The organism is Bradyrhizobium rifense (genome assembly GCF_008123425.1).
Taxonomy (GTDB): domain Bacteria; phylum Pseudomonadota; class Alphaproteobacteria; order Rhizobiales; family Xanthobacteraceae; genus Bradyrhizobium; species Bradyrhizobium rifense.
Window position 1 is genome coordinate 128,624 of sequence record NZ_VSSS01000033.1, and the last position, 18,928, is coordinate 147,551.

The following is an 18,928-nucleotide window of genomic DNA, read 5'->3' on the forward strand; positions in this document are numbered from 1 at the left end:
TTAATCCGCCACCAGCACGTCGGCCACGAACTTTGGTTCACGCACGGCCTGGCCTGAGAACGGCGAGCCCTGCTCGAACCATGAGCGCGGCGCCGGCGCGCCCCACAATGTCTGGCGGCGCGGATCGCGCAGCGACCAGCGCAGCGGCTCGTGGTCGTGATCCCCAGTGAAATAATCGCTGGTGTAGAGCTCGAGGCGGTGTCCATCGGGATCGCGCACGTAGAGGAAGAACGCGTTCGAGATGCCGTGGCGGCCGGGGCCGCGCTCGATGTTTTTCACGAAGCCTGCGGAGGCCATGACGTCGCAGAGATGGATGATGTTCATCGCGGTCGGGGTCCAGTAGGCAAAGTGATGCAGCCGCGGGCCCTTGCCATTGGTGATCGCAAAATCGTGGACGTTACCCTTGCGATGCATCCATGCCGCCGCAATGCGCCCATTCGGTCCGTCTTCCTCCGCATATTCGGTGAGACGGAAGCCCAGCCGCGCATAGAACTCCACCGTGTCCTGCACCTCGGCGGCGAAGACGTTGAAATGATCGAGCCGCTGCGGATGACAGCCCTTGTAGAGATCGAAACGACGCAGCAGATGCGGTCGCCGGTCCATCGACGCATAGAGCTCGATCTGGAAGCCGAAGGGATCGGTGAATTGCAGCGTGCGGCCCTGGAAGGGCTGATCGGCGAAGGCGTAACCAAGACCGTTCTCGGAAAGAAACTTGGCCGCCTTGTCGAGGTCTCCGTCATTGCCGACCTTGAAGCCGAGCCGGGCGCAGGCCGCCGCGGCTGCCTTGCGTAGCACCAGCGAGTGATGCTGATGCTCCTCCGCCGCGCGCAGGTAAACGAACTTGTCGTCGGCGTCCTCGACATGCAGGCCGACGATGGTCTCATAGAACGCGCGGCTCAGCTTCAGATCGGTCACGTCGAGCACGACGTGGCTGGAGCGGATGATGTTGAACGGCGGCTCGAAGATGTGTTGCGGTACGGGCATTGCATTTCCCCTCGGAACGACGAGCGTCAGATTCCCAGTTTTTGAATCTTGTGCGTGCCCCGCGCCAGCGAGACGTGCTTGGTTTCCATGTAGAAATCGAACGAGTAATCGCCGCCGTCACGGCCGATGCCGCTCGCCTTCATGCCGCCGAACGGGGTTGGCAGATGGCGGACATTCTCCGAGTTCAGCCAGATCATGCCGGCCTCCAGCGCATCGGCGACGCGCAAGGCGCGGCCAACGTCGTTGGTCCAGACATAGCCGGTGAGGCCATAGCGGATGTCGTTGGCTATCTCGATCGCCTCGGCCTCGTCCTTGAAGGGCAGCACGGTGAGGAAAGGGCCGAACACCTCTTCCTGCGCCACGCGCATTTTGCCGCTCGCGCCGGTCACCAGCGTGGGCTCGACATAATGTCCGCCGCCGGGGCCGTCATAAGCTTTGCCACCGACCGCGATCGTGGCGCCGTCCTGGCGCGCGACGTCGAAATAGGAGCAGACCTTTGCCAGATGCCGCTCGTGGATCAACGGCCCGATCTCGGTGGCGGGATCGAGGGGATGACCAACCTTCAGCGCCTTCACGCGCGCGGTCAGCTTCTCGATGAACTTGTCCGAGATGCTCTGCTGGATCAGCAGGCGGCTGGAGGACGTGCAGCGCTCGCCATTGAGCGAGTAGATCATGAACACCACCGCATCGAGCGCACGGTCGAGATCGGCGTCGTCGAACACGATCACGGGGTTCTTGCCGCCGAGCTCGAAATGCACGCGCTTCAAGGTCCGCGCGCCCTGAACCATGATCGCCGATCCTGTCGCACTCTCGCCGACGAAGCCGATTGCCTTGATCGCGGGATGTTCGGTCAGCGCCTTGCCGGCCTCTTCGCCAAATCCGTGCACGGTGTTGAGCACGCCGTCGGGCACGCCGGCTTCCTTGACGAGCTTTGCAAGAATGGCGGCCGTCACCGGTGACCATTCGGCGGGCTTGTGCACGACCGTGCAGCCGGCCGCCAGAGCAGGGGCGATCTTCCAGGTCGACAGCATGAACGGCGTGTTCCACGGCGTGATCACACCGACGGGGCCGATCGGCACGCGAGTCGAGATATTCCAGTGCTCGTCGCTCGGCGTATTCTGCCCATCGCGCGCCTCGGCGCATTTGTCGGCGAAGAACCGGAAGTTTTCCGCGGCGCGGATCGCAGCCTTGGCCATGAAGCGATAGGCTTGCCCGGTGTCGATGCATTCGAGCACGGCGATGTCTTCGGCATTGTCCTCGATGGCGTCGGCGACGCGATGCAGCAGCTTCTTCCGCATCGCTGGTCCCATGTCGCGCCACGACTTGAAGGCGAGCGCAGCGGCCGTCGCCGCGGCGTCGATATCCTCCGCATTGCCGCGAGCAACGCTCGCGAGCGTCGCGCCATCGACCGGCGACTTCGTCTCAAACCTCTCGCCGGAGATCGACGGGACGATCTTGCCGTCGATCATGTGACCGATGCCGTCCGCCTGCAGCTTCTTCAGCAGCGGTGCTGCGCGGTCGCGGTTGGCCTGGAAGACATCGGCTTTCGGCGTGGGCTTATCCATGGGCGGCCACCACTTTCAATGCGTCGTGGATGTTGTTGCGCTTCCAGCTGGTGTCCTTGTCGTTGATCTGCATGTCGAAGGACAACGCGAACTTGCTGCCAGCGAAGACGGGATCGAGATGTTTTGACAGCGCCTGAAAGACATGCTCGCCGGCCTTCTGCCGCGTGGCGAGATCGCGGCCCTCGCCAATGCGCAGCACCATGTCGAGGAAACCGTAATCGCGCTCGGCATCGGCGATCGCGTAGTGCTCGCAGCGGATGGCACGAACGCGGATGCCGCCAAGCGGGAAGATGCCGGTTTCGACGGCGGCCTTGCGCACGATCTCGCAGACGGCGCCGATGTCGAGACGGCTGTCGAGATTGGCCGAATATTCGATCGTGAAATGCGGCATGGCGGTTTCACTCCCTGTGTCGTCTCATTGTTTTAGGCGAAGTAGCAGCTGACCGAGCCGTAGGCGCCATAATCGGCTTGAATTGTGTCGCCCTTGCGGGTCTCGATCGGACGGATGAAGGAGCCGGCGAGCACGATTTGGCCGGGCTCCAGCGCTAGCCCAAGCGGCGCGATCTTGTTGGCGAGCCAGGCGACTGCAGTTGCGGGATGATTGAGCACGCCGGCGGCAAGGCCGGTCTCTTCGAGCTGACCGTTCTTGAAGCAGAGCGCGCCGATCCAGCGCAGATCGGCGTCGAGCGGGCGGATCGGCCGGCCGCCGAGCACGATGCCGGCATTCGCCGCATTGTCGGCGATGGTGTCGTAGATCTTTCGCGTGGCTTTCGTCGTGGGATCGACGCGCTCGATCCGCGTGTCCAGGATCTCCAGCGCCGGCACCACGAAGTCGGTGGCGTTGAGCACGTCGAACATCGTGCAGTCGGGGCCTTCGAGCCGCTTGCTCATGACGAAGGCGAGCTCGGCCTCGACGCGCGTCGCGATAAAACGTTCGGTCGGGACGAGGCCGCCGTCGGCGAAGAACATGTCGTCGAGCAGAACGCCGGAATCCGGTTCGTCGATATTGAGCGCGCTCTGCATCGCCTTCGAGGTCAGGCCGATCTTGTGACCTTTGACGAGGCGTCCCTCGGCGATCTTGATGTCGACCCACGCCTTCTGAATCGCGTAGGCATGGGCAATAGTGATGTCAGGGAAATCCTGCGAGAGCTGCCGGATCTGCACGCGGGTCTTTTCCGCCTGGTGCAGACGGTTCGCGCAAGCAAGGATATCGTCTTTGGAAAGCGCCATTGGTGATCGACCAAAATCGTGGTGCCCGGAAATACTTAACATGTTAAGTGAATGCGTCAAACTGAATCTGGGCTTGCTGCACTGCAAACTTTTTGCGGCTTGAAAGGGCGATATGGCGAAGAGACCGGCTGATCCCACCAACGGAAACGCGCCTGCCGCGCGCCAGGTGCCGATGCGCGATTTCTCGCGATCGCTGCCAATGTCGCTGCTGCGGGCACGCGAGGCGGTGATGCGGCAATTTCGCCCATCGCTGCGCGAGCACGGCCTGACCGAGCAGCAATGGCGCATTCTGCGCGCGCTCGCCGCCATCGACGGCGCCGAGGTCACGGAACTCGCGCGCACCGCGTTTCTCCTGGGGCCGAGCCTGTCGCGCATCCTGCGCGACCTCGAGGCGCGCAATTTGATCGAGCGCAAGACCGCGAAGGCGGATCAGCGCCGCAGCATGGTCTCGATTTCGAAAGAGGGCGTGAAACTGATGGCCTCCGTCGCGCCGTCCTCGGAGGCGATCTATGCCGAGATCACGCAGCGTTTCGGCGCGCGCAAGCTCGCCGAGTTGCAGGAGATGCTCGGAGAGTTGGAATTGTGCCTCGCTTCCGCGGAAGCGCGTGACGAGATCACGGACGACGCGTAACGGCAAATTTGCATGATGACTTTCCCGTCACGCATGACTGTCGTCATTGCATAACGCGTGGGCAGCGCGCGCGACGTGAATTGCGCGAGATCCCCTGGAAAAGCAGCTGAGAATAGATCGCCGCCGCAGGTGTTAATCACTTCTGGGGCGTGACCTCTCCGCACTTAGTCGATGACATCTCAATATCAATTTACTCACGCCGGAAGAGTCCGTAAGTAGCATCCGGCTCTGTATTCAGAACAAAGCCAAAAGAACGCGAAGACAAAGAAGGGCCGACAAGGATGCCCGGCCCCAGGGAGGAATGTATGAGACTGACGAGACGCGATTTCGCTGCCGGAATTGCTGCCGGTATTGCCGCGCCATACCTCATCAAGAGCGCGAATGCGCAGGGCGCCACCATCAAGATCGGCATGTGCGCGCCCGTCACCGGCCCCGCCGCTGAATCCGGCGGTTACGCCATCAAGGGCGCCAAGCTCGCGCTTGAAGCCGTCAATAAGGCCGGCGGCATTCTGGGGAAGCAGGGCGAGTTGATCGTCGAGGACGATCAGACCACCAATCCCGGTATCGTGCTCGCCTTCTCCAAGCTCGCCTCTCAACCCGACATCGTCGGATTCCTCGGTTCGATCCGTTCGACCCAGGTCCACGCGATGGCGCCGGACGTCATCAAGCTCGGCAAGCCCGTGATGATCGGCGGTACCGATCCGAACCTCACCCATATGGGCAACCAATGGCTGTTCCGTTTCCGCCCCAATGACAGCTATTCCGGCCGCGTCATCGCCGAATACGGCGTCAGCACGCTCGGCAAGAAGAAATGGGCCGTGCTGCATTCGACCGACGCCTTCGGCACCGCCGGCGGCAAGGCGCTGACGGGCGCACTGGAAAAGCTCGGTGCCCCCTCGGTGCTCGACCAGGGCTACGCCAACCAGAGCCAGGACTTCACGCCGGTCGTGCTCGCGATCAAGCAGTCGGGCGCCGACATCCTCGGTTCCTACTTCACCTTCGAGAACGACCTCGGCATTTTTGCCCGCCAGCTCCGTCAACTCGGCGTCAACATCCCGTGGGTTGGCTCGCCCTCGATCGTCAACATCACCGCGCTGAAGCTCGCCGGTCCCGCGCTCTACAACACCTATGGCGTCGCCGACTATGCCGAGGATTCCAGCGAGGGCTCGAAGGCGTTCGGCAAGATCTACCGCGATGCGGTCAAGGTCGCGCCTGACAACCAGAGCTCCTGGACGTTCGATGCGATCAACGTCTTGTCGGCGGCGATCAACAAGGCAGGTTCCACCGATCCCGCCAAGATCCGCGAAGCCATCCTGGCGACCAAAAAATTCGCCGGCGCCGAGGGCGAATATAATTTCGACCAGAACGGCGACGGTCTTCACGGCTACAACATCGTGAAGAACGAGAAGGGGAATATCGTCTTCGACAAGCACATCGAGTTCAACGACTGACGTTCTCGCGACCTCCCCGATGATATCGGGGAGGTCGATACGTCATTCAGTGGACGAATCTGACCCTCCAACAGAAGCTTGTCATGGATCTCGCCCTGCAACTGCTCTTTACCGGGATCGGTATCGGCGCCGTCTACGCGCTGGTCGCGCTCGGCTTCGTGCTGATCTTTCGTGCCACCAATGTGGTGAATTTCGCCCAGGGCGAATTCTCGATGGTCGCGGCCTATCTGATGGTGGTCGCAGTCGAGGCCGGTTTGCCCTATTGGGCGGCCTTCATCGTCGCGCTGCTCGGCATGGCGCTGCTCGGTGTGGTCTTCAATCTCGGCGTCTATTATCCGCTGCGCCACCGCACCTATCTGCCTGTCATCATCGCCACCATCGGCGCCTCGATCCTGCTCGCCAATTCCGTGCTCGCGATCTACGGCCCGCAGCCGCAGGTGCTGGAAGGCTGGTTTGAAACGCCCGGCATTCAGGTCGGCCCGGTCTATCTCGACAGCCAGTATCTCCTGATCATCGGCGTCACGATCTGTCTCGTGATCTTCAATTTCTGGTTCTTCGAGAAGACCTTGCTCGGCAAGAAGCTGCAGGCGACCTCGCAGGACAAGGAAATGGCCTCCCTGCTCGGCATTTCCGTCTCCACGATGATCATGATCACCTTCATCTATTCCGCGGTGCTCGGTGGCCTTGCCGGCATTCTGGTCGCGCCCGTGCTGTTCGTCTCGATCCAGATGGGCTCGACCATCGCGCTGAAGGCGTTCGCGGCCACCATCATCGGCGGGTTCGGCGACGTCACTGGCGCCATCATCGGCGGCCTCGCGCTCGGCGTGATCGAGACCTTTGGTGCGGCCTATATCTCTGTGCCCTACAAGGACGGCTTCGCCTTCCTGGTGCTGATCGCCTTCCTGATCTTCCGGCCGCAGGGCATCTTCGGCGAACGCGTGGCGGAGAAGGCATGAGCGCTCCCAGCGACAACATGCCGATTCCGGCACAAGCCATCCACTCGAAGCCGTTGCTCGTCCGGCACCTGCCGTATTTCATCGGCGCGGCCATCCTGGTCGTGCTTGCGGCCAACATGAACTTCGACGGATACGTTCATAACATCCTGCTCCAGGCGACCACGTTCGCGATCGCAGTGTTCGGGCTCTCGGTCGTGCTCGGCCTGTGCGGCCAGATCAATCTGGCGCAGGCCGCGTTCTTCGGGCTCGGCGCCTATGCGGTCGGCATCGGCACGACGGATCTGCAGGTCAGCTTCTGGCTGTGCCTGATCGGCGGCTGCGTGATCTCGCTGCTGGCCGGCGCCCTGCTGGGCGCGTCGACCTTGCGGCTCGGCGGTCATTACCTTGCGATGGTGACGATCTCGTTCCAGCAGATCGTCACGCTGGTGATGATCAACGCGATCTGGCTAACGCATGGTCCCGACGGCGTCTCCAACATCAGGCGTCCGGACCTGTTCCAAAGCTCGCAGAGCTATCTCGCCTTCTGCGTCGCGATGCTCGCGATCGTCGGCTACCTGGTCTGGCATCTCTCCGACACCAAGCTCGGCCGCGCTATGCGGGCGGTGCGCGACAACGAGCTTGCGGCCGGGGTCAACGGCATCGACGTCTTCCGCACCAAGATCTACGCGTTTGCGCTGTGCGCGCTGCTCGGCGGGCTCGCGGGCGGATTGTTCGCCGGCGGCTTCGCCTATGTCAGCCCCGATCAGTTCTCCTTCGCGGAATCGATCGTGTTCCTGACGATGTCGCTGCTCGGCGGCGTGGCCTCGCCGATCGGCTCTGCCATCGGCACGGGTCTCCTGATTCTGATCCCGGAATGGCTGCGCTTCCTCAAGAGCGTGCCGGGCCTGTATCTCGCGATCTACGGCCTGTTCGTGATCCTGATCATCCGCTTCATGCCCGACGGCATCTGGGGCTTTGTCGCGGATGCCTTCACGCGCTGGCGCGCCAAGATCAAGACACCGCCGGCATCAGCGGCCTTGCAGCTCAAGCCCGCGACGGTCGGCGGCGACATCGTGCTGGAAGTGACGGGGCTCTCGAAATATTTCGGTGGCCTCAAGGCCGTCGATGGCGTCGACATCGCCGTGAAGCGCGGCGGCGTGCATGCGCTGATCGGGCCGAACGGCTCGGGCAAGACCACGACGCTCAACGTGCTCTCGGGTCTCTATGTGGCGACCGCCGGCAAGATCGTGCTCGACGGCACCGACATCACCCACATGCCGCCGCATCAGCGCACGGCGTCGGGGCTCGGCCGCACCTTCCAGAACATCCGCCTGTTCCGTTCAATGACGGCGCTGGAGAATGTCGAGATCGGCGCGGAGCGGCCCGGCAACACCATGGTCGGGAAGGGCGATGATGCGCTCACCGAGCGTGCGATGGAAGCGCTGACCTTCGTCGGCCTGGGAAGCCGCGCCAACGAGCTGATCTCGAGCTTCTCCTACGGCCATCAGCGCCTGATCGAGATCGCGCGCGCTCTGGCGTCGAACCCGACGCTGCTGCTGCTCGACGAGCCCGCGGCCGGCCTCAACTCGACGGAAAAGCTCGAGCTGCACGAGCTTCTCAAGCGTATCGCCGCGCAGGGCTTGACTATCCTGATCATCGATCACGACATGACGCTGGTCTCGGAAGCAGCCCAGCACATCACTGTGCTCAACTTCGGACGCCGCATTGCGGATGGCGAATCCATGGCCGTGCTGCGTCATCCCGACGTCGTCTCCGCCTATCTCGGGAGCGAATGATGCCGTTGCTCGAAATCCGCAATCTCGTGGTGCGCTACGGCGAGATCGAAGCGCTGCGCGGCGTGACCTGCGCCGTCGAAGAGGGACAGGTGGTGACGCTGCTCGGCGCCAATGGTGCCGGCAAGTCGACGACGCTGCGCGCGATCTCGGGGCTCGCAAAACCAACGTCGGGCGACATCCTGTACGACGGCAAGTCGATCGCGGGGCTCGGCCCGGAAGCGATCGTCCGCATGGGTATCAGCCACGTGCCGGAAGGCCGCCGCGTCTTCCCCGGGCTGACGGTGAAAGAGAACATCATGCTCGGCGCGTCCAACCGCCGGGCCGCGACCTCGGAGATCTCGCGCGAGGCGGATGCGATGTTCGACCTGTTCCCGGATATCCGCAAGTTCACCAACGCGCTCGGCTGGACGCTGTCCGGCGGCCAGCTCCAGATGGTGGCAGTCGCGCGCGGGCTGATGGCAAAGCCGCGGCTGTTGCTGCTGGATGAGCCGTCGCTTGGGCTAGCGCCGGTCATCGTGCAAGCCGTGTTCAAGATCATTTCCGAGATCCGCCGCAACACGACCGTGTTGCTGGTCGAGCAGAACGCGCGCATGGGCCTGTCGGTCGCTGATTACGGCTATGTGCTCGAGACCGGCCGCATCGTGCTCGGCGGCAAGCCCGACGAGCTCTGGGGCAACGAGGCCATCCGCGCCGCCTATCTCGGCGGCCATGCCAAGGTGAGCGCGTAACAGGAGGGTTCCGTCCAGGGTCCCGATCCGGGTCCCCTTGCCGGACGGCACCCGGGCGGCGATAGTGTCGCCGCCCGCGAGGCCCGCACCCAGTGGGCGAGCGCATAGGTCTTGCGTCATCGCGAGCGTAGCGCGGCGGCCCGGTTCGCGGTAACAGCGAGGGTGTGCCGTCGCGGCGCTCGGCTGGTGACGACGGTCCAGACAACGCGGTCCAAAAAACACGCGTCCAAACAACGAAGAAGGAAGGCAACGTGGCGAACAAGGTCAAGGAAATCTGGAAGTCGGGCAAGGCCGTGGTCAACGCGTGGCTCGCCATTCCCTCCGGCTTCTCCGCCGAGATGATCGCGCAATGCGGCTTCGACAGCGTCACCGTCGACATCCAGCATGGCGTTCAGGATTATCAGTCGATGGTGCAGTGCTTCCAGGCCATGGACAAGCATCCGGTGACCCCGATGGTCCGCGTGCCCTGGAACGAGCCCGGCATCATCGGCAAGGTGCTCGACGGCGGCGCCTATGGCGTGATCTGCCCGATGGTCAACACGGCGCAGGAAGCCAAGAACCTCGTTTCCTATTCGAAATATCCGCCGAAGGGCGTCCGCTCCAACGGCCCGATCCGCGCCGGCATGTACGGCACCGCGGGTTCCTACCAGAAGACGGCCAACGACGACATCGTGCTGCTGCCGATGATGGAAACCAAGACCGCGGTCGAGAACATGGAAGCGATCTTCGACGTCGAGGGCATCGACGGCGTCTATATCGGCCCGTCCGATCTCGGCTTCTCCTACGGCCTCGAGCCGAAGCTCGACCGCACCGAGCCCGAGATCCTCGCGATCTACGACAAGATCATCAAGGAGTGCAGCAAGCGCGGCCTCAACGCCGGTATCCATTGCAGCGGCGCCGAAGGTGCGGCGCGCGCCATCAACATGGGCTTCAAGCTGGTGACGCTCTCGAACGAGGTCGGCCTGATGACGACCTACGCCAAGATGCAGGTCAACGCGACCCGCAAGGATTCGGGCGGCAAGGCCTGAAGATCCTCTTCCTCTCCCCGCTCTTGCGGGGAGAGGCGAAATACCAAGACCCAAGGAGACTCTCATGACCATCAGCCCCGTCATCCGCCTGCATCCCGCTGATGGCGTGCTGATCGCGCGCGCGAGCCTGCCGCCCGGCACCGTGGTGGCGGACGGCGTGACCACGGTCGAGCGCATTCCCTCCGGCCACAAGGTCGCGATCAAGCCGATCGCGGTGGGCGAGCCTGTGATCCGCTACGGCCAGATCATCGGCTTTGCGACCCACGCCATCGCGCCGGGCCAGCACGTGCACGTGCAGAACATCGGCATGGGCGATTTCGCCAAGGACTACGCCTATTGCGCCGACGTCAAGCCGACGCCGAACTTCGATCTGCCGGCGACCTTCGAGGGCATCCGCCGCCCGGACGGCCGCGTCGCCACGCGCAACTATATCGGCATCCTCACCTCGGTGAATTGCAGCGCGCATGTCGCTGGCCTCGTCGCCGATGTCTTCAAGAAGAATCCCTTCACCGGCGACAATCCGCTCGCCGACTTCCCCAACGTCGACGGCGTGGTCGCGCTGACCCACAAGACCGGCTGCGGCATGACGCAGAACGAGCCGCTGGCGCTGCTCCGCCGCACGCTCGGCGGCTATGCGCGTCATGTGAACTTCTCGCACGTCATCGTGCTCGGGCTGGGCTGCGAGGTGAACCAGATCGGTGGGCTGATGGAAGAGCAGAAGCTCGCCGGACGCCTGCGCGCGATGGATATTCAGGAGGTCGGCGGCACCCGCAAGACGGTGGAGGCCGGCATTGCCTTCGTGCGCGAGGCGCTCGCTGACTCCAACAAGGTCAAGCGCGAGTCCGTGCCGGTGAGCGAGCTCACCGTGGCGCTGCAATGCGGCGGCTCGGACGGCTATTCGGGCGTGTCGGCAAATCCGGCGCTGGGCGCTGCCAGCGATCTCATCGTGCGTCACGGCGGCACCGTGATCCTGTCGGAGACGCCCGAGACCTACGGCGCCGAGCATCTGCTCACGCGCCGCGCCGTGAGCCGCGAGGTCGGCGAGAAGCTGGTCGATCTCATGCGCTGGTGGGACGAATACACCGAGCGCGAAGGCGCCGAGATGAACGCCAATCCGAGCCCCGGCAACAAGGCCGGCGGCCTTACCACCATCCTGGAAAAATCGCTCGGCGCGATGGCCAAGGCCGGCACCACCAATCTGGTTGACGTGCTCCGCTACGCCGAGCCGGTGACCAAGCGCGGCTTCGTGTTCATGGACACGCCCGGCTACGATCCGGTCGCCGCCACCGGCCAGGTCGCCGGCGGCGCCAACCTGGTCTGCTTCACCACCGGCCGCGGCAGCGTGTTCGGCTGCAAGCCCGCGCCCTCGATCAAGCTCGCCACCAACACGCCCATGTACAAGCGCATGGAAGAAGATATGGACGTCAATTGCGGCACCATCCTCGAAGGCGAGGAGAGCGTCCAGGAGTGCGGCCAGCGCATTTTCGATCTGGTCCTCAAGACCGCGTCCGGCCAGCCGACCAAGAGCGAAAGCTTCGATTTCGGCGGTGCCGAGTTCGCGCCCTGGGTGCTTGGCGCGACGATGTAGGGTGATCTCGTAGCCCGGATGGAGCCAACGGGTCGGCGCGAAGCGCCGACCGATGACAGGCTCCGCGAAATCCGGGGCCTCGCGCCGCGGAGAGACTTTCCCGGATTACGCTGCGCTCCATCCGGGCTACGGGGATACTTCCTAGGCACGGTCTGCCCGTTGTTAGTGCTTGATCGAGGTCACCAGCGGTGTTCTGCTCAAAAAAGCTGCTGGAGTACCGCACCCCGTGTCGATCTACGTCGCATTACACCACGTCACACACTACAAATACGACCGCCCGATCGATCTGGGACCGCAGACCATCCGCCTGCGGCCGGCGCCGCATACGCGCACGCCGATCCTGAGCTATTCGCTCAAGGTCACCCCGGCCAATCACTTCGTGAACTGGCAGCAGGATCCGTTAGGTAATTGGATTGCGCGTTACGTCTTCCCCGAGAAGACGACCGAGCTGAAGATCGAAGTCGATTTCACGGCACAGATGACGACGGTCAATCCGTTCGACTTCTTCGTCGAGCCTTACGCCGACAGCTTTCCGTTCGAATACCCGAAAGACCTCAAGGCCGAGCTGGCGCCGTATCTCGAGACCATCAAGCCCGATCCCGCCTTCGCAAAATATCTCGCCTCGATCCCGCGCGAAGCGCCGAACACGGTCAACTTCCTGGTCGATCTCAATCGCGAGTTGCAGCAGAAGATCAACTACGTCATCCGCATGGAACCCGGCGTGCAGACGCCGGAGGAGACGCTCACCTCCAGCGCCGGCTCGTGTCGCGACTCCGCCTGGCTCCTGATCCAGACCTTCCGCCATCTCGGCCTCGCCGCGCGCTTCGTGTCCGGCTACCTGATCCAGATCCGCCCTGACATCGATCCGATCGAGGGGCCGCCGGAGGTGGAGAATGACTTCACCGATCTGCACGCCTGGGCCGAGGTCTATCTGCCGGGTGCTGGCTGGATCGGGTTCGACGCAACGTCCGGCATGCTCGCGGGCGAGGGGCACATCCCCGTCGCCGCCACGCCGCATTATCGTTCGGCCGCCCCGATCTCCGGCGGTGCCGGTTTTGCCGAAGTCGAGTTCTCTTTCGACATGAGCGTCCGGCGCATCCGCGAGGCGCCGCGCATCACAAAGCCGTTCTCCGACGATTCCTGGACGCGGCTCAACGATCTCGGCGAGCAGGTCGACGGCGATCTTGCCGCGCAGGACGTGCGGCTCACCATGGGCGGCGAGCCGACCTTCGTGTCTGTGGACGATCTCGAAGCGGCGGAGTGGAATACGGAAGCGGTGGGCCCGACCAAGCGCGCACTCGGCGACGATCTGATCCGTCGCCTGCGCACGCGTTTCGCGCCGGGCGGCCTGCTGCATTACGGCCAGGGCAAATGGTACCCGGGCGAGAGCCTGCCGCGCTGGGCGTTCGGTCTGTACTGGCGCAAGGACGGCATGCCGATCTGGAAGAATGGCGACCTCATCGCCAAGATCGAGAATCCCAAGCGCGCCGTGACCGAGGACGCCGAGGATTTCATGGAAGGCACGGCCGCGCGGCTCGGGCTTGATCCGGGCTACATCATTCCGGCCTATGAGGACACCGCCTACTGGCTGCTCAAGGAGGCCGAGCTTCCCGTCAACGTCGATCCCTCCGATTCCAAATTGTCCAATCCGGAGGAGCGCGCGCGCATGGCGCGAGTGTTCGATGAGGGCCTCCGCAAGCCACGCGGTTTCGTGCTGCCGGTGCAGCGCTGGAACGCGCCGCCGCGCTGGCGCAGCGAGCGCTGGCAACTCCGGCGCAATCATCTGTTCCTGATGCCGGGTGATTCCCCTCTCGGCCTGCGCCTGCCGATCGGCTCGCTCGGCTACGTCCCGCCCAGTGAATATCCCTACATCGTCGAGCAGGACCCGATGGAGGCGCGGGGCAAGCTGCCGGTGTTCACGCTCCCGGAGCGCCCGAAAGCGCCGCCGTCGCGGGTCGCGCCCGAGAAGCTCAACACATCGATCCCCGTCCGCACGGCACTGTCGATCGAAGTCCGCGACGGCGTGATCTGCGCCTTCATGCCGCCGGTCGAACGCATCGAGGATTATCTCGAGATGATCGCGGCGGTCGAAGCCACGGCCGAGGAGATGCAGCTCCAGGTCCATGTCGAGGGCTATGCGCCGCCGTTCGATCCGCGCATCGAGGTCATCAAGGTGACGCCTGACCCCGGCGTCATCGAGGTCAACGTTCAGCCGGCAAAGAATTGGCGCGAAGCGGTCGACATCACCGTCGGGCTCTATGAGGATGCCGGCAAGATACGCCTCGGCGCCAACCGCTTCCTGGTCGATGGCCGCCACACCGGCACCGGCGGCGGCAATCACGTCGTGGTCGGCGGCTCCAGCCCGCAGGATTCGCCGTTCCTGCGCCGGCCTGATCTGTTGAAGAGCCTGGTGCTGTACTGGCAGCGGCATCCGTCGCTGTCCTACTTCTTCTCCGGCCTCTTCATCGGCCCGACCAGCCAGGCGCCGCGCATCGACGAGGCCCGCCACGACAGCATCTACGAGCTCGAGATTGCGCTCTCGCACGTGCCGCCGCCGGGCTACCAGACGCCGCTGTGGCTCGTCGACCGGCTGTTCCGGCATCTGCTCGTCGATATCACCGGCAACACCCATCGCGCCGAGATCTGCATCGACAAGCTCTATTCGCCGGATGGTCCCACCGGCCGGCTCGGCCTCGTCGAATTCCGTGCGCTCGAAATGCCGCCGGATCCGCGCATGTCGCTGGCGCAGCAGCTCCTGATCCGCGCGCTGATCGCAAAATTCTGGCGCGAGCCGCAACAGGGCAAGTTCGTGCGCTGGGGCACCGCGCTGCATGATCGCTTCATGCTGCCGCATTTCATCTGGGAAGATTTTCAGGATGTGCTCTCCGAGCTCAAGAGCTCCGGCTATCCGTTCGAGCCGGAATGGTATCTGGCCCAGCTCGAATTCCGCTTCCCCGCCTTTGGCCGCATCCATCATGGCGGCGTGACGCTCGAGCTGCGCCAGGCATTGGAGCCCTGGCACGTGCTCGGCGAGGAGGGCTCGGCCGGCGGCACCGTGCGCTATGTCGACTCGTCGGTCGAACGGCTCCAGGTCAAGGCCGAAGGTTTCATCGAGGGGCGCCACGTCGTCAGCTGCAACGGCCGCCGCTTGCCGATGACGTCGACGGGCCGGTCCGGAGAGGCCGTGGCCGGCGTCCGCTTCAAGGCCTGGCAGCCGGCCTCCGGCCTGCACCCGACCATTCCGGTCCATGCGCCCTTGACCTTCGACCTGATCGACACCTGGAACGGCCGCTCGCTCGGCGGCTGCGTCTATCACGTCGCCCATCCCGGCGGCCGCAGCTACGACACCAAGCCGGTCAACACCTACGAGGCCGAGGCGCGGCGGCTGGCGCGCTTCCAGGACCACGGCCATACCCCAGGTCCCATGCAGCCGCCGCCCGAGGAACGCACAAATGAATTTCCGCTGACCCTCGACTTGCGGACACCGCTCCTGCAATGAGTATGATGGAGGGGCAGGGAGAGGCGCATGGGCGAGGGCGCAACCGAACAGAATGACAAGGCGGGTAAGGCGCAAGGTCAGCGCGAAGGCCAGCGCCGCCTCGCACAATGGGTCCGCGACTATCGCCGCCTGCCCGGCATCCCGGACGAGTTCCTGGGGCCTGACGGTGCGCCGCGCGCGGTCTGGAGCCGATTCTTCGATGCCTTCGGCGCCCTCGCGCCCGACGAGGTCGAGCGGCGCTTCGGCATGGCCGACCGTCACCTCCGCGAAGCCGGCGTTACCTACCGCGCCCCCGGCGACACCGCCGACCGGCCGTGGTCGCTCAGCCATCTGCCGCTGCTGATCGACGAGGCCGACTGGAAGCAGCTCTCCGCCGGCATCACCCAGCGCGCCGAGCTTTTGGAGCTCGTGCTGCGCGACATCTATGGCGAGGGCCGGCTGGTCGCGGAAGGCGCGCTGCCTGCGGGTGCGATCGCCGGCAGCCCCGAATATCTCCGTCCTGTCTGTGGCGTGCCGCCGCCGGGCGGGCGCTACCTCTCGCTCTATGCCGCCGATGTCGGCCGCGGGCCCGACGGCCGCTGGTGGGTGCTCGGCGATCGCACGCAGGCGCCGTCAGGCGCGGGTTATGCGCTCGAAAATCGCCTGGTGCTGTCGCGTGCCTTCTCCGATCTCTACAAGTCGATGAACGTGCCGCGCGTCGCGCCGTTCTTCGAGGCGTTTCGCGACTCGCTTCGCGCGCGCGCCGATCGCGACGAGCCGCGGATCGGCGTGCTCTCGCCCGGCAGTTTCAGCGAGACCTATTTCGAGCACGCGACGCTCGCGCGCTATCTCGGCTTCCTCCTGGTCGAGGGCGACGATCTCGCCGTCAGCGACAATCGCGTCCACATCCGCACGGTCGCAGGATTGAAGCGGCTCGACGTGCTGCTGCGTCGCGTCGATTCCAACTCGCTCGATCCGCTCGAGCTCGACGCCTCCTCGCATCTCGGCGTGCCCGGCCTGATCGACGTGCTGCGCAAGGACGGTGTCGTCGTCGCCAACATGCCAGGCTCGGGCGTGCTGGAGGCGCGGGCGCTGCTCGGTTTCCTGCCGGCCTTGAGCCGCCGCCTGCTCGGTGAAGAGCTGAAGATGCCGCATATCGCGACCTGGTGGTGCGGGCAGAAGTCGGCGCGCGACGAGGTGCTGTCGCGGCTCGACCAGGTCGCGATCGAAGGCGCCTACCGGCGCGGCGTGCCCGGCTTCGACAGCAACGGCCCGGTGCTCGCCAGTGAACTCGACGCCGCCGGACGCCAGCGCCTGACCGACGCCATCGGCGCGCGCGGCATGGACTATGTCGGCCAGGAGGTGGTGCGCCTCTCCACGATGCCGGTGTGGGAGCAGGGGCAGATCACGCCGCGTCCCTTCGTGCTGCGCGTGTTCGCTGCCGCAACGCCCGAGGGCTGGGCCATCATGCCCGGCGGGTTCTGCCGCATCGCAGAGCAGGCGGATGCGCGCGCGGTGTCGATGGGCGACGGCGCGCGTGCCGCCGACGTCTGGGTGGTCTCGGACAAGAAGGTCTCGACCGCGTCGCTGCTGCCGGCGACCGACAAGGTCCGCATTCGTCGCATTGCCGGCGTGCTGCCAAGCCGCGCCGCCGACAATCTGTTCTGGCTCGGCCGCTATCTCGAGCGCGCCGAAGCGACGCTGCGGCTGGTGCGTGCGCTGGGCTCTCCGAGCGGGCCCAACAAGGGCACCGCGGCCTCGCTGCAATCGGCCGAGCGGATTCAGCGCCTGCTGGTGACCTGGGGCGCGATCTCGCAGACCTCGCGCGCGGCACCGGGACGCATCGTCGCCGAAGCCTTGCAGAGCCCGGAGCGCTTCGGCTCGGCGCTGTCGCTGGTGCGCTCGGCGCAGCGCACCGCGACCTCCTTGCGCGAGCGGCTGTCGCCCGATGCCTGGCAGGTCATCACCGAGATGGCCGATCGGCTTTCCTACGAGGTCGAGGACGACGACAGCGTGCTGAGCGCGGCCGAACTGACCTTGCAGGAGCTTGCGAGCTTTGCGGGCCTTGCACAGGAGAACATGAACCGCGCCGCCGGCTGGCGCTTCCTCGATGTCGGCCGCCGCACCGAGCGCGCCATCAACACGGCGCGTTTTGCGCGACAATTCGCTTATGACGAGGCGGGCGACGAGGACCTCGATATCCTGCTGACGCTGGTCGATTCCCAGATCACTTATCGCTCGCGCTATTTGCTGGCGCCGATCCTGGCGCCGGTGCGCGACCTTGCCGTGCTCGATCCCTACAATCCGCGTTCGGTAGCGTTCCAGGTGACGACCTTGAACGAGCATATCGCGGCACTGCCAAGCCTGAAGGAGCTCGGCCTGATCGAGCAGCCGCAGCGGCTTGCGGTCGCGGTGCAGTCCATGCTGGCCACGGCTGAAGCCGAGAAGCTCGAGGTCAAGAACCTGTTCGCCCTGGAGCAGGATCTGCTCAGCCTCGCCGAGGCGATCGGGCTGCACTACTTCCCGCACGGCACCAATGCGAGCCGGCCGGAAAAGCTGACGGGGCTGGCGTGATCTACGACATAAGGCACGTCACCACCTACGAATATGAGAGCCCGGTCAGCTTCGCCCGCTGCACGCTGCGGCTCGAGCCGAGGGACGGCAACGGCCAGGAGCTGATCTCGCACAAGATCGAGATCCGTCCGCGTCCGTCCGAGCGCAACGCCCGCCGCGATTTCTTCGGCACGCTGACCGAGAGCATCGTGATCGAGGCCGCGCATCGCAATTTGCGCATCGACTCGCGCTCGCGCGTCTCCGTCGCGCGGAAGCCACCGGCGCGCGATACCGCGAGCCCGTCCTGGGAGAGCATCCGCGACATCGCGTTTGAAGCGACAAGCCTCGGGCCGTCCTCGCCGGTCGGTTATGTCTTTGCGAGCCCGCTGGTGCCGGTGCTGCGTCCCGTCAGTGCCTATGCTGCCGAGAGCTTTGCGTCAGGTGCGGGTATCCTCGCCGGTGCAGTCGATCTCATGCATCGCATCCGCACCGAGTTTCGCTACGACCCCAAGGCCACCGTGATCTCGACGCCGCTCAACGAGGTCTTCGACAAGCGCCACGGCGTCTGTCAGGATTTTGCCCATGTGATGATCGCAGGGCTGCGCGGGCTCGGCCTGCCTGCGGCCTATGTCAGCGGATATCTGCGCACCATTCCGCCCGCGGGCCAGCCGCGCCTGCAGGGCGCGGACGCGACCCATGCCTGGGTGTCGCTGTGGTGCGGGGCGGAGCTCGGCTGGATCGACTTCGATCCGACCAACGATCTGCTGGTCGCCAACGATCACATCGTCCTGGCGGTCGGCCGCGACTTCTCCGATGTGTCCCCCGTGGACGGCATCATCGTCGGCTCGCGGAAGCAGAAGCTTGGCGTTGCCGTGGACGTGCTACTGGTGGAGTGACCGTAGTTTCACCGATTCCATTTTGTGACCGAATGCGTCCAAGTGCAGGAAATTTGTTTCACCGT

General features: G+C 64.7%; 14 protein-coding genes. 10 read left to right on the forward strand and 4 right to left on the reverse strand.

Going from position 1 to position 18,928, the window contains the following annotated elements; all coding sequences use genetic code 11:
* The 4 genes from hpaD to hpaH are packed head-to-tail and all read right to left on the reverse strand — an operon-like array spanning position 1 to position 3,779.
* Complete coding sequence (gene hpaD / locus FXB40_RS22880) at positions 1-984, reverse strand: 3,4-dihydroxyphenylacetate 2,3-dioxygenase (protein ID WP_148774465.1); 984 nt, start codon at positions 982-984, stop codon at positions 1-3.
* A 26-nt stretch (positions 985-1,010) separates the two neighbouring features.
* Positions 1,011-2,549: a 5-carboxymethyl-2-hydroxymuconate semialdehyde dehydrogenase gene (gene hpaE, locus FXB40_RS22885; RefSeq protein ID WP_148774466.1), complete on the reverse strand. Its 1,539-nt coding sequence runs from the start codon at positions 2,547-2,549 to the stop codon at positions 1,011-1,013.
* On the reverse strand, positions 2,542-2,940 hold the full coding sequence (locus FXB40_RS22890; RefSeq protein WP_148774467.1) for a 5-carboxymethyl-2-hydroxymuconate Delta-isomerase: 399 nt from the start codon (positions 2,938-2,940) through the stop codon (positions 2,542-2,544). Before FXB40_RS22890 ends, hpaE begins: the two co-directional genes overlap by 8 nt.
* Before the next feature lie 32 nt (positions 2,941-2,972).
* A complete protein-coding gene (hpaH, locus tag FXB40_RS22895) occupies positions 2,973-3,779 on the reverse strand; it encodes a 2-oxo-hept-4-ene-1,7-dioate hydratase (protein WP_148774468.1) in 807 nt (268 codons plus the stop codon).
* A 112-nt stretch (positions 3,780-3,891) separates the two neighbouring features.
* On the opposite strand from hpaH, the gene hpaR reads away from it, so the two are divergent.
* The 10 genes from hpaR to FXB40_RS22945 all read left to right on the forward strand — a co-directional run bounded on the left by hpaR (position 3,892) and on the right by FXB40_RS22945 (position 18,863).
* A complete protein-coding gene (gene hpaR, locus FXB40_RS22900) occupies positions 3,892-4,410 on the forward strand; it encodes a homoprotocatechuate degradation operon regulator HpaR (RefSeq protein ID WP_148774469.1) in 519 nt (172 codons plus the stop codon).
* Positions 4,411-4,715: 305 nt separating this feature from the next.
* Positions 4,716-5,861 (forward strand): ABC transporter substrate-binding protein, encoded by a 1,146-nt coding sequence (locus FXB40_RS22905; RefSeq protein ID WP_148774470.1) that lies wholly within the window; start codon positions 4,716-4,718, stop codon positions 5,859-5,861.
* An 83-nt stretch (positions 5,862-5,944) separates the two neighbouring features.
* Positions 5,945-6,817 carry a branched-chain amino acid ABC transporter permease gene (locus tag FXB40_RS22910; RefSeq protein ID WP_148774471.1) on the forward strand — a complete coding sequence of 291 codons (873 nt, stop codon included), beginning with the start codon at positions 5,945-5,947 and terminating at the stop codon, positions 6,815-6,817.
* Positions 6,814-8,592 carry a branched-chain amino acid ABC transporter ATP-binding protein/permease gene (locus FXB40_RS22915; protein WP_148774472.1) on the forward strand — a complete coding sequence of 593 codons (1,779 nt, stop codon included), beginning with the start codon at positions 6,814-6,816 and terminating at the stop codon, positions 8,590-8,592. Before FXB40_RS22910 ends, FXB40_RS22915 begins: the two co-directional genes overlap by 4 nt.
* Complete coding sequence (locus FXB40_RS22920) at positions 8,592-9,320, forward strand: ABC transporter ATP-binding protein (protein ID WP_148774473.1); 729 nt, start codon at positions 8,592-8,594, stop codon at positions 9,318-9,320. Before FXB40_RS22915 ends, FXB40_RS22920 begins: the two co-directional genes overlap by 1 nt.
* Positions 9,321-9,571: 251 nt before the next feature.
* The gene (locus FXB40_RS22925) at positions 9,572-10,348 is read left to right on the forward strand and encodes an HpcH/HpaI aldolase family protein (protein ID WP_148774474.1); all 777 of its coding nucleotides are present in this window, start codon (positions 9,572-9,574) and stop codon (positions 10,346-10,348) included.
* A 64-nt stretch (positions 10,349-10,412) separates the two neighbouring features.
* Positions 10,413-11,936, forward strand: coding sequence for a UxaA family hydrolase (locus FXB40_RS22930; protein WP_148774475.1), 1,524 nt, complete (start codon positions 10,413-10,415; stop codon positions 11,934-11,936).
* Positions 11,937-12,162: 226 nt separating this feature from the next.
* Positions 12,163-15,435, forward strand: coding sequence for a transglutaminase family protein (locus FXB40_RS22935; protein WP_148774476.1), 3,273 nt, complete (start codon positions 12,163-12,165; stop codon positions 15,433-15,435).
* A gap of 27 nt (positions 15,436-15,462) precedes the next feature.
* A complete protein-coding gene (locus FXB40_RS22940) occupies positions 15,463-17,988 on the forward strand; it encodes a circularly permuted type 2 ATP-grasp protein (RefSeq protein WP_148774477.1) in 2,526 nt (841 codons plus the stop codon).
* The gene (locus FXB40_RS22945) at positions 17,985-18,863 is read left to right on the forward strand and encodes a transglutaminase family protein (protein ID WP_148774478.1); all 879 of its coding nucleotides are present in this window, start codon (positions 17,985-17,987) and stop codon (positions 18,861-18,863) included. The genes FXB40_RS22940 and FXB40_RS22945 overlap by 4 nt, the downstream gene beginning before the upstream one ends.
* Positions 18,864-18,928 lie beyond the last annotated feature (65 nt).

What these genes read in the sequence shown, in the direction of transcription:
- hpaD (WP_148774465.1), bottom strand. Translation starts at nt 984, where the DNA reads ATGCCCGTACCGCAACACATCTTCGAGCCGCCGTTCAACATCATCCGC.
- hpaE (WP_148774466.1), bottom strand. Translation starts at nt 2,549, where the DNA reads ATGGATAAGCCCACGCCGAAAGCCGATGTCTTCCAGGCCAACCGCGAC.
- FXB40_RS22890 (WP_148774467.1), bottom strand. Translation starts at nt 2,940, where the DNA reads ATGCCGCATTTCACGATCGAATATTCGGCCAATCTCGACAGCCGTCTC.
- hpaH (WP_148774468.1), bottom strand. Translation starts at nt 3,779, where the DNA reads ATGGCGCTTTCCAAAGACGATATCCTTGCTTGCGCGAACCGTCTGCAC.
- hpaR (WP_148774469.1), top strand. Translation starts at nt 3,892, where the DNA reads ATGGCGAAGAGACCGGCTGATCCCACCAACGGAAACGCGCCTGCCGCG.
- FXB40_RS22905 (WP_148774470.1), top strand. Translation starts at nt 4,716, where the DNA reads ATGAGACTGACGAGACGCGATTTCGCTGCCGGAATTGCTGCCGGTATT.
- FXB40_RS22910 (WP_148774471.1), top strand. Translation starts at nt 5,945, where the DNA reads ATGGATCTCGCCCTGCAACTGCTCTTTACCGGGATCGGTATCGGCGCC.
- FXB40_RS22915 (WP_148774472.1), top strand. Translation starts at nt 6,814, where the DNA reads ATGAGCGCTCCCAGCGACAACATGCCGATTCCGGCACAAGCCATCCAC.
- FXB40_RS22920 (WP_148774473.1), top strand. Translation starts at nt 8,592, where the DNA reads ATGCCGTTGCTCGAAATCCGCAATCTCGTGGTGCGCTACGGCGAGATC.
- FXB40_RS22930 (WP_148774475.1), top strand. Translation starts at nt 10,413, where the DNA reads ATGACCATCAGCCCCGTCATCCGCCTGCATCCCGCTGATGGCGTGCTG.
- FXB40_RS22940 (WP_148774477.1), top strand. Translation starts at nt 15,463, where the DNA reads ATGGGCGAGGGCGCAACCGAACAGAATGACAAGGCGGGTAAGGCGCAA.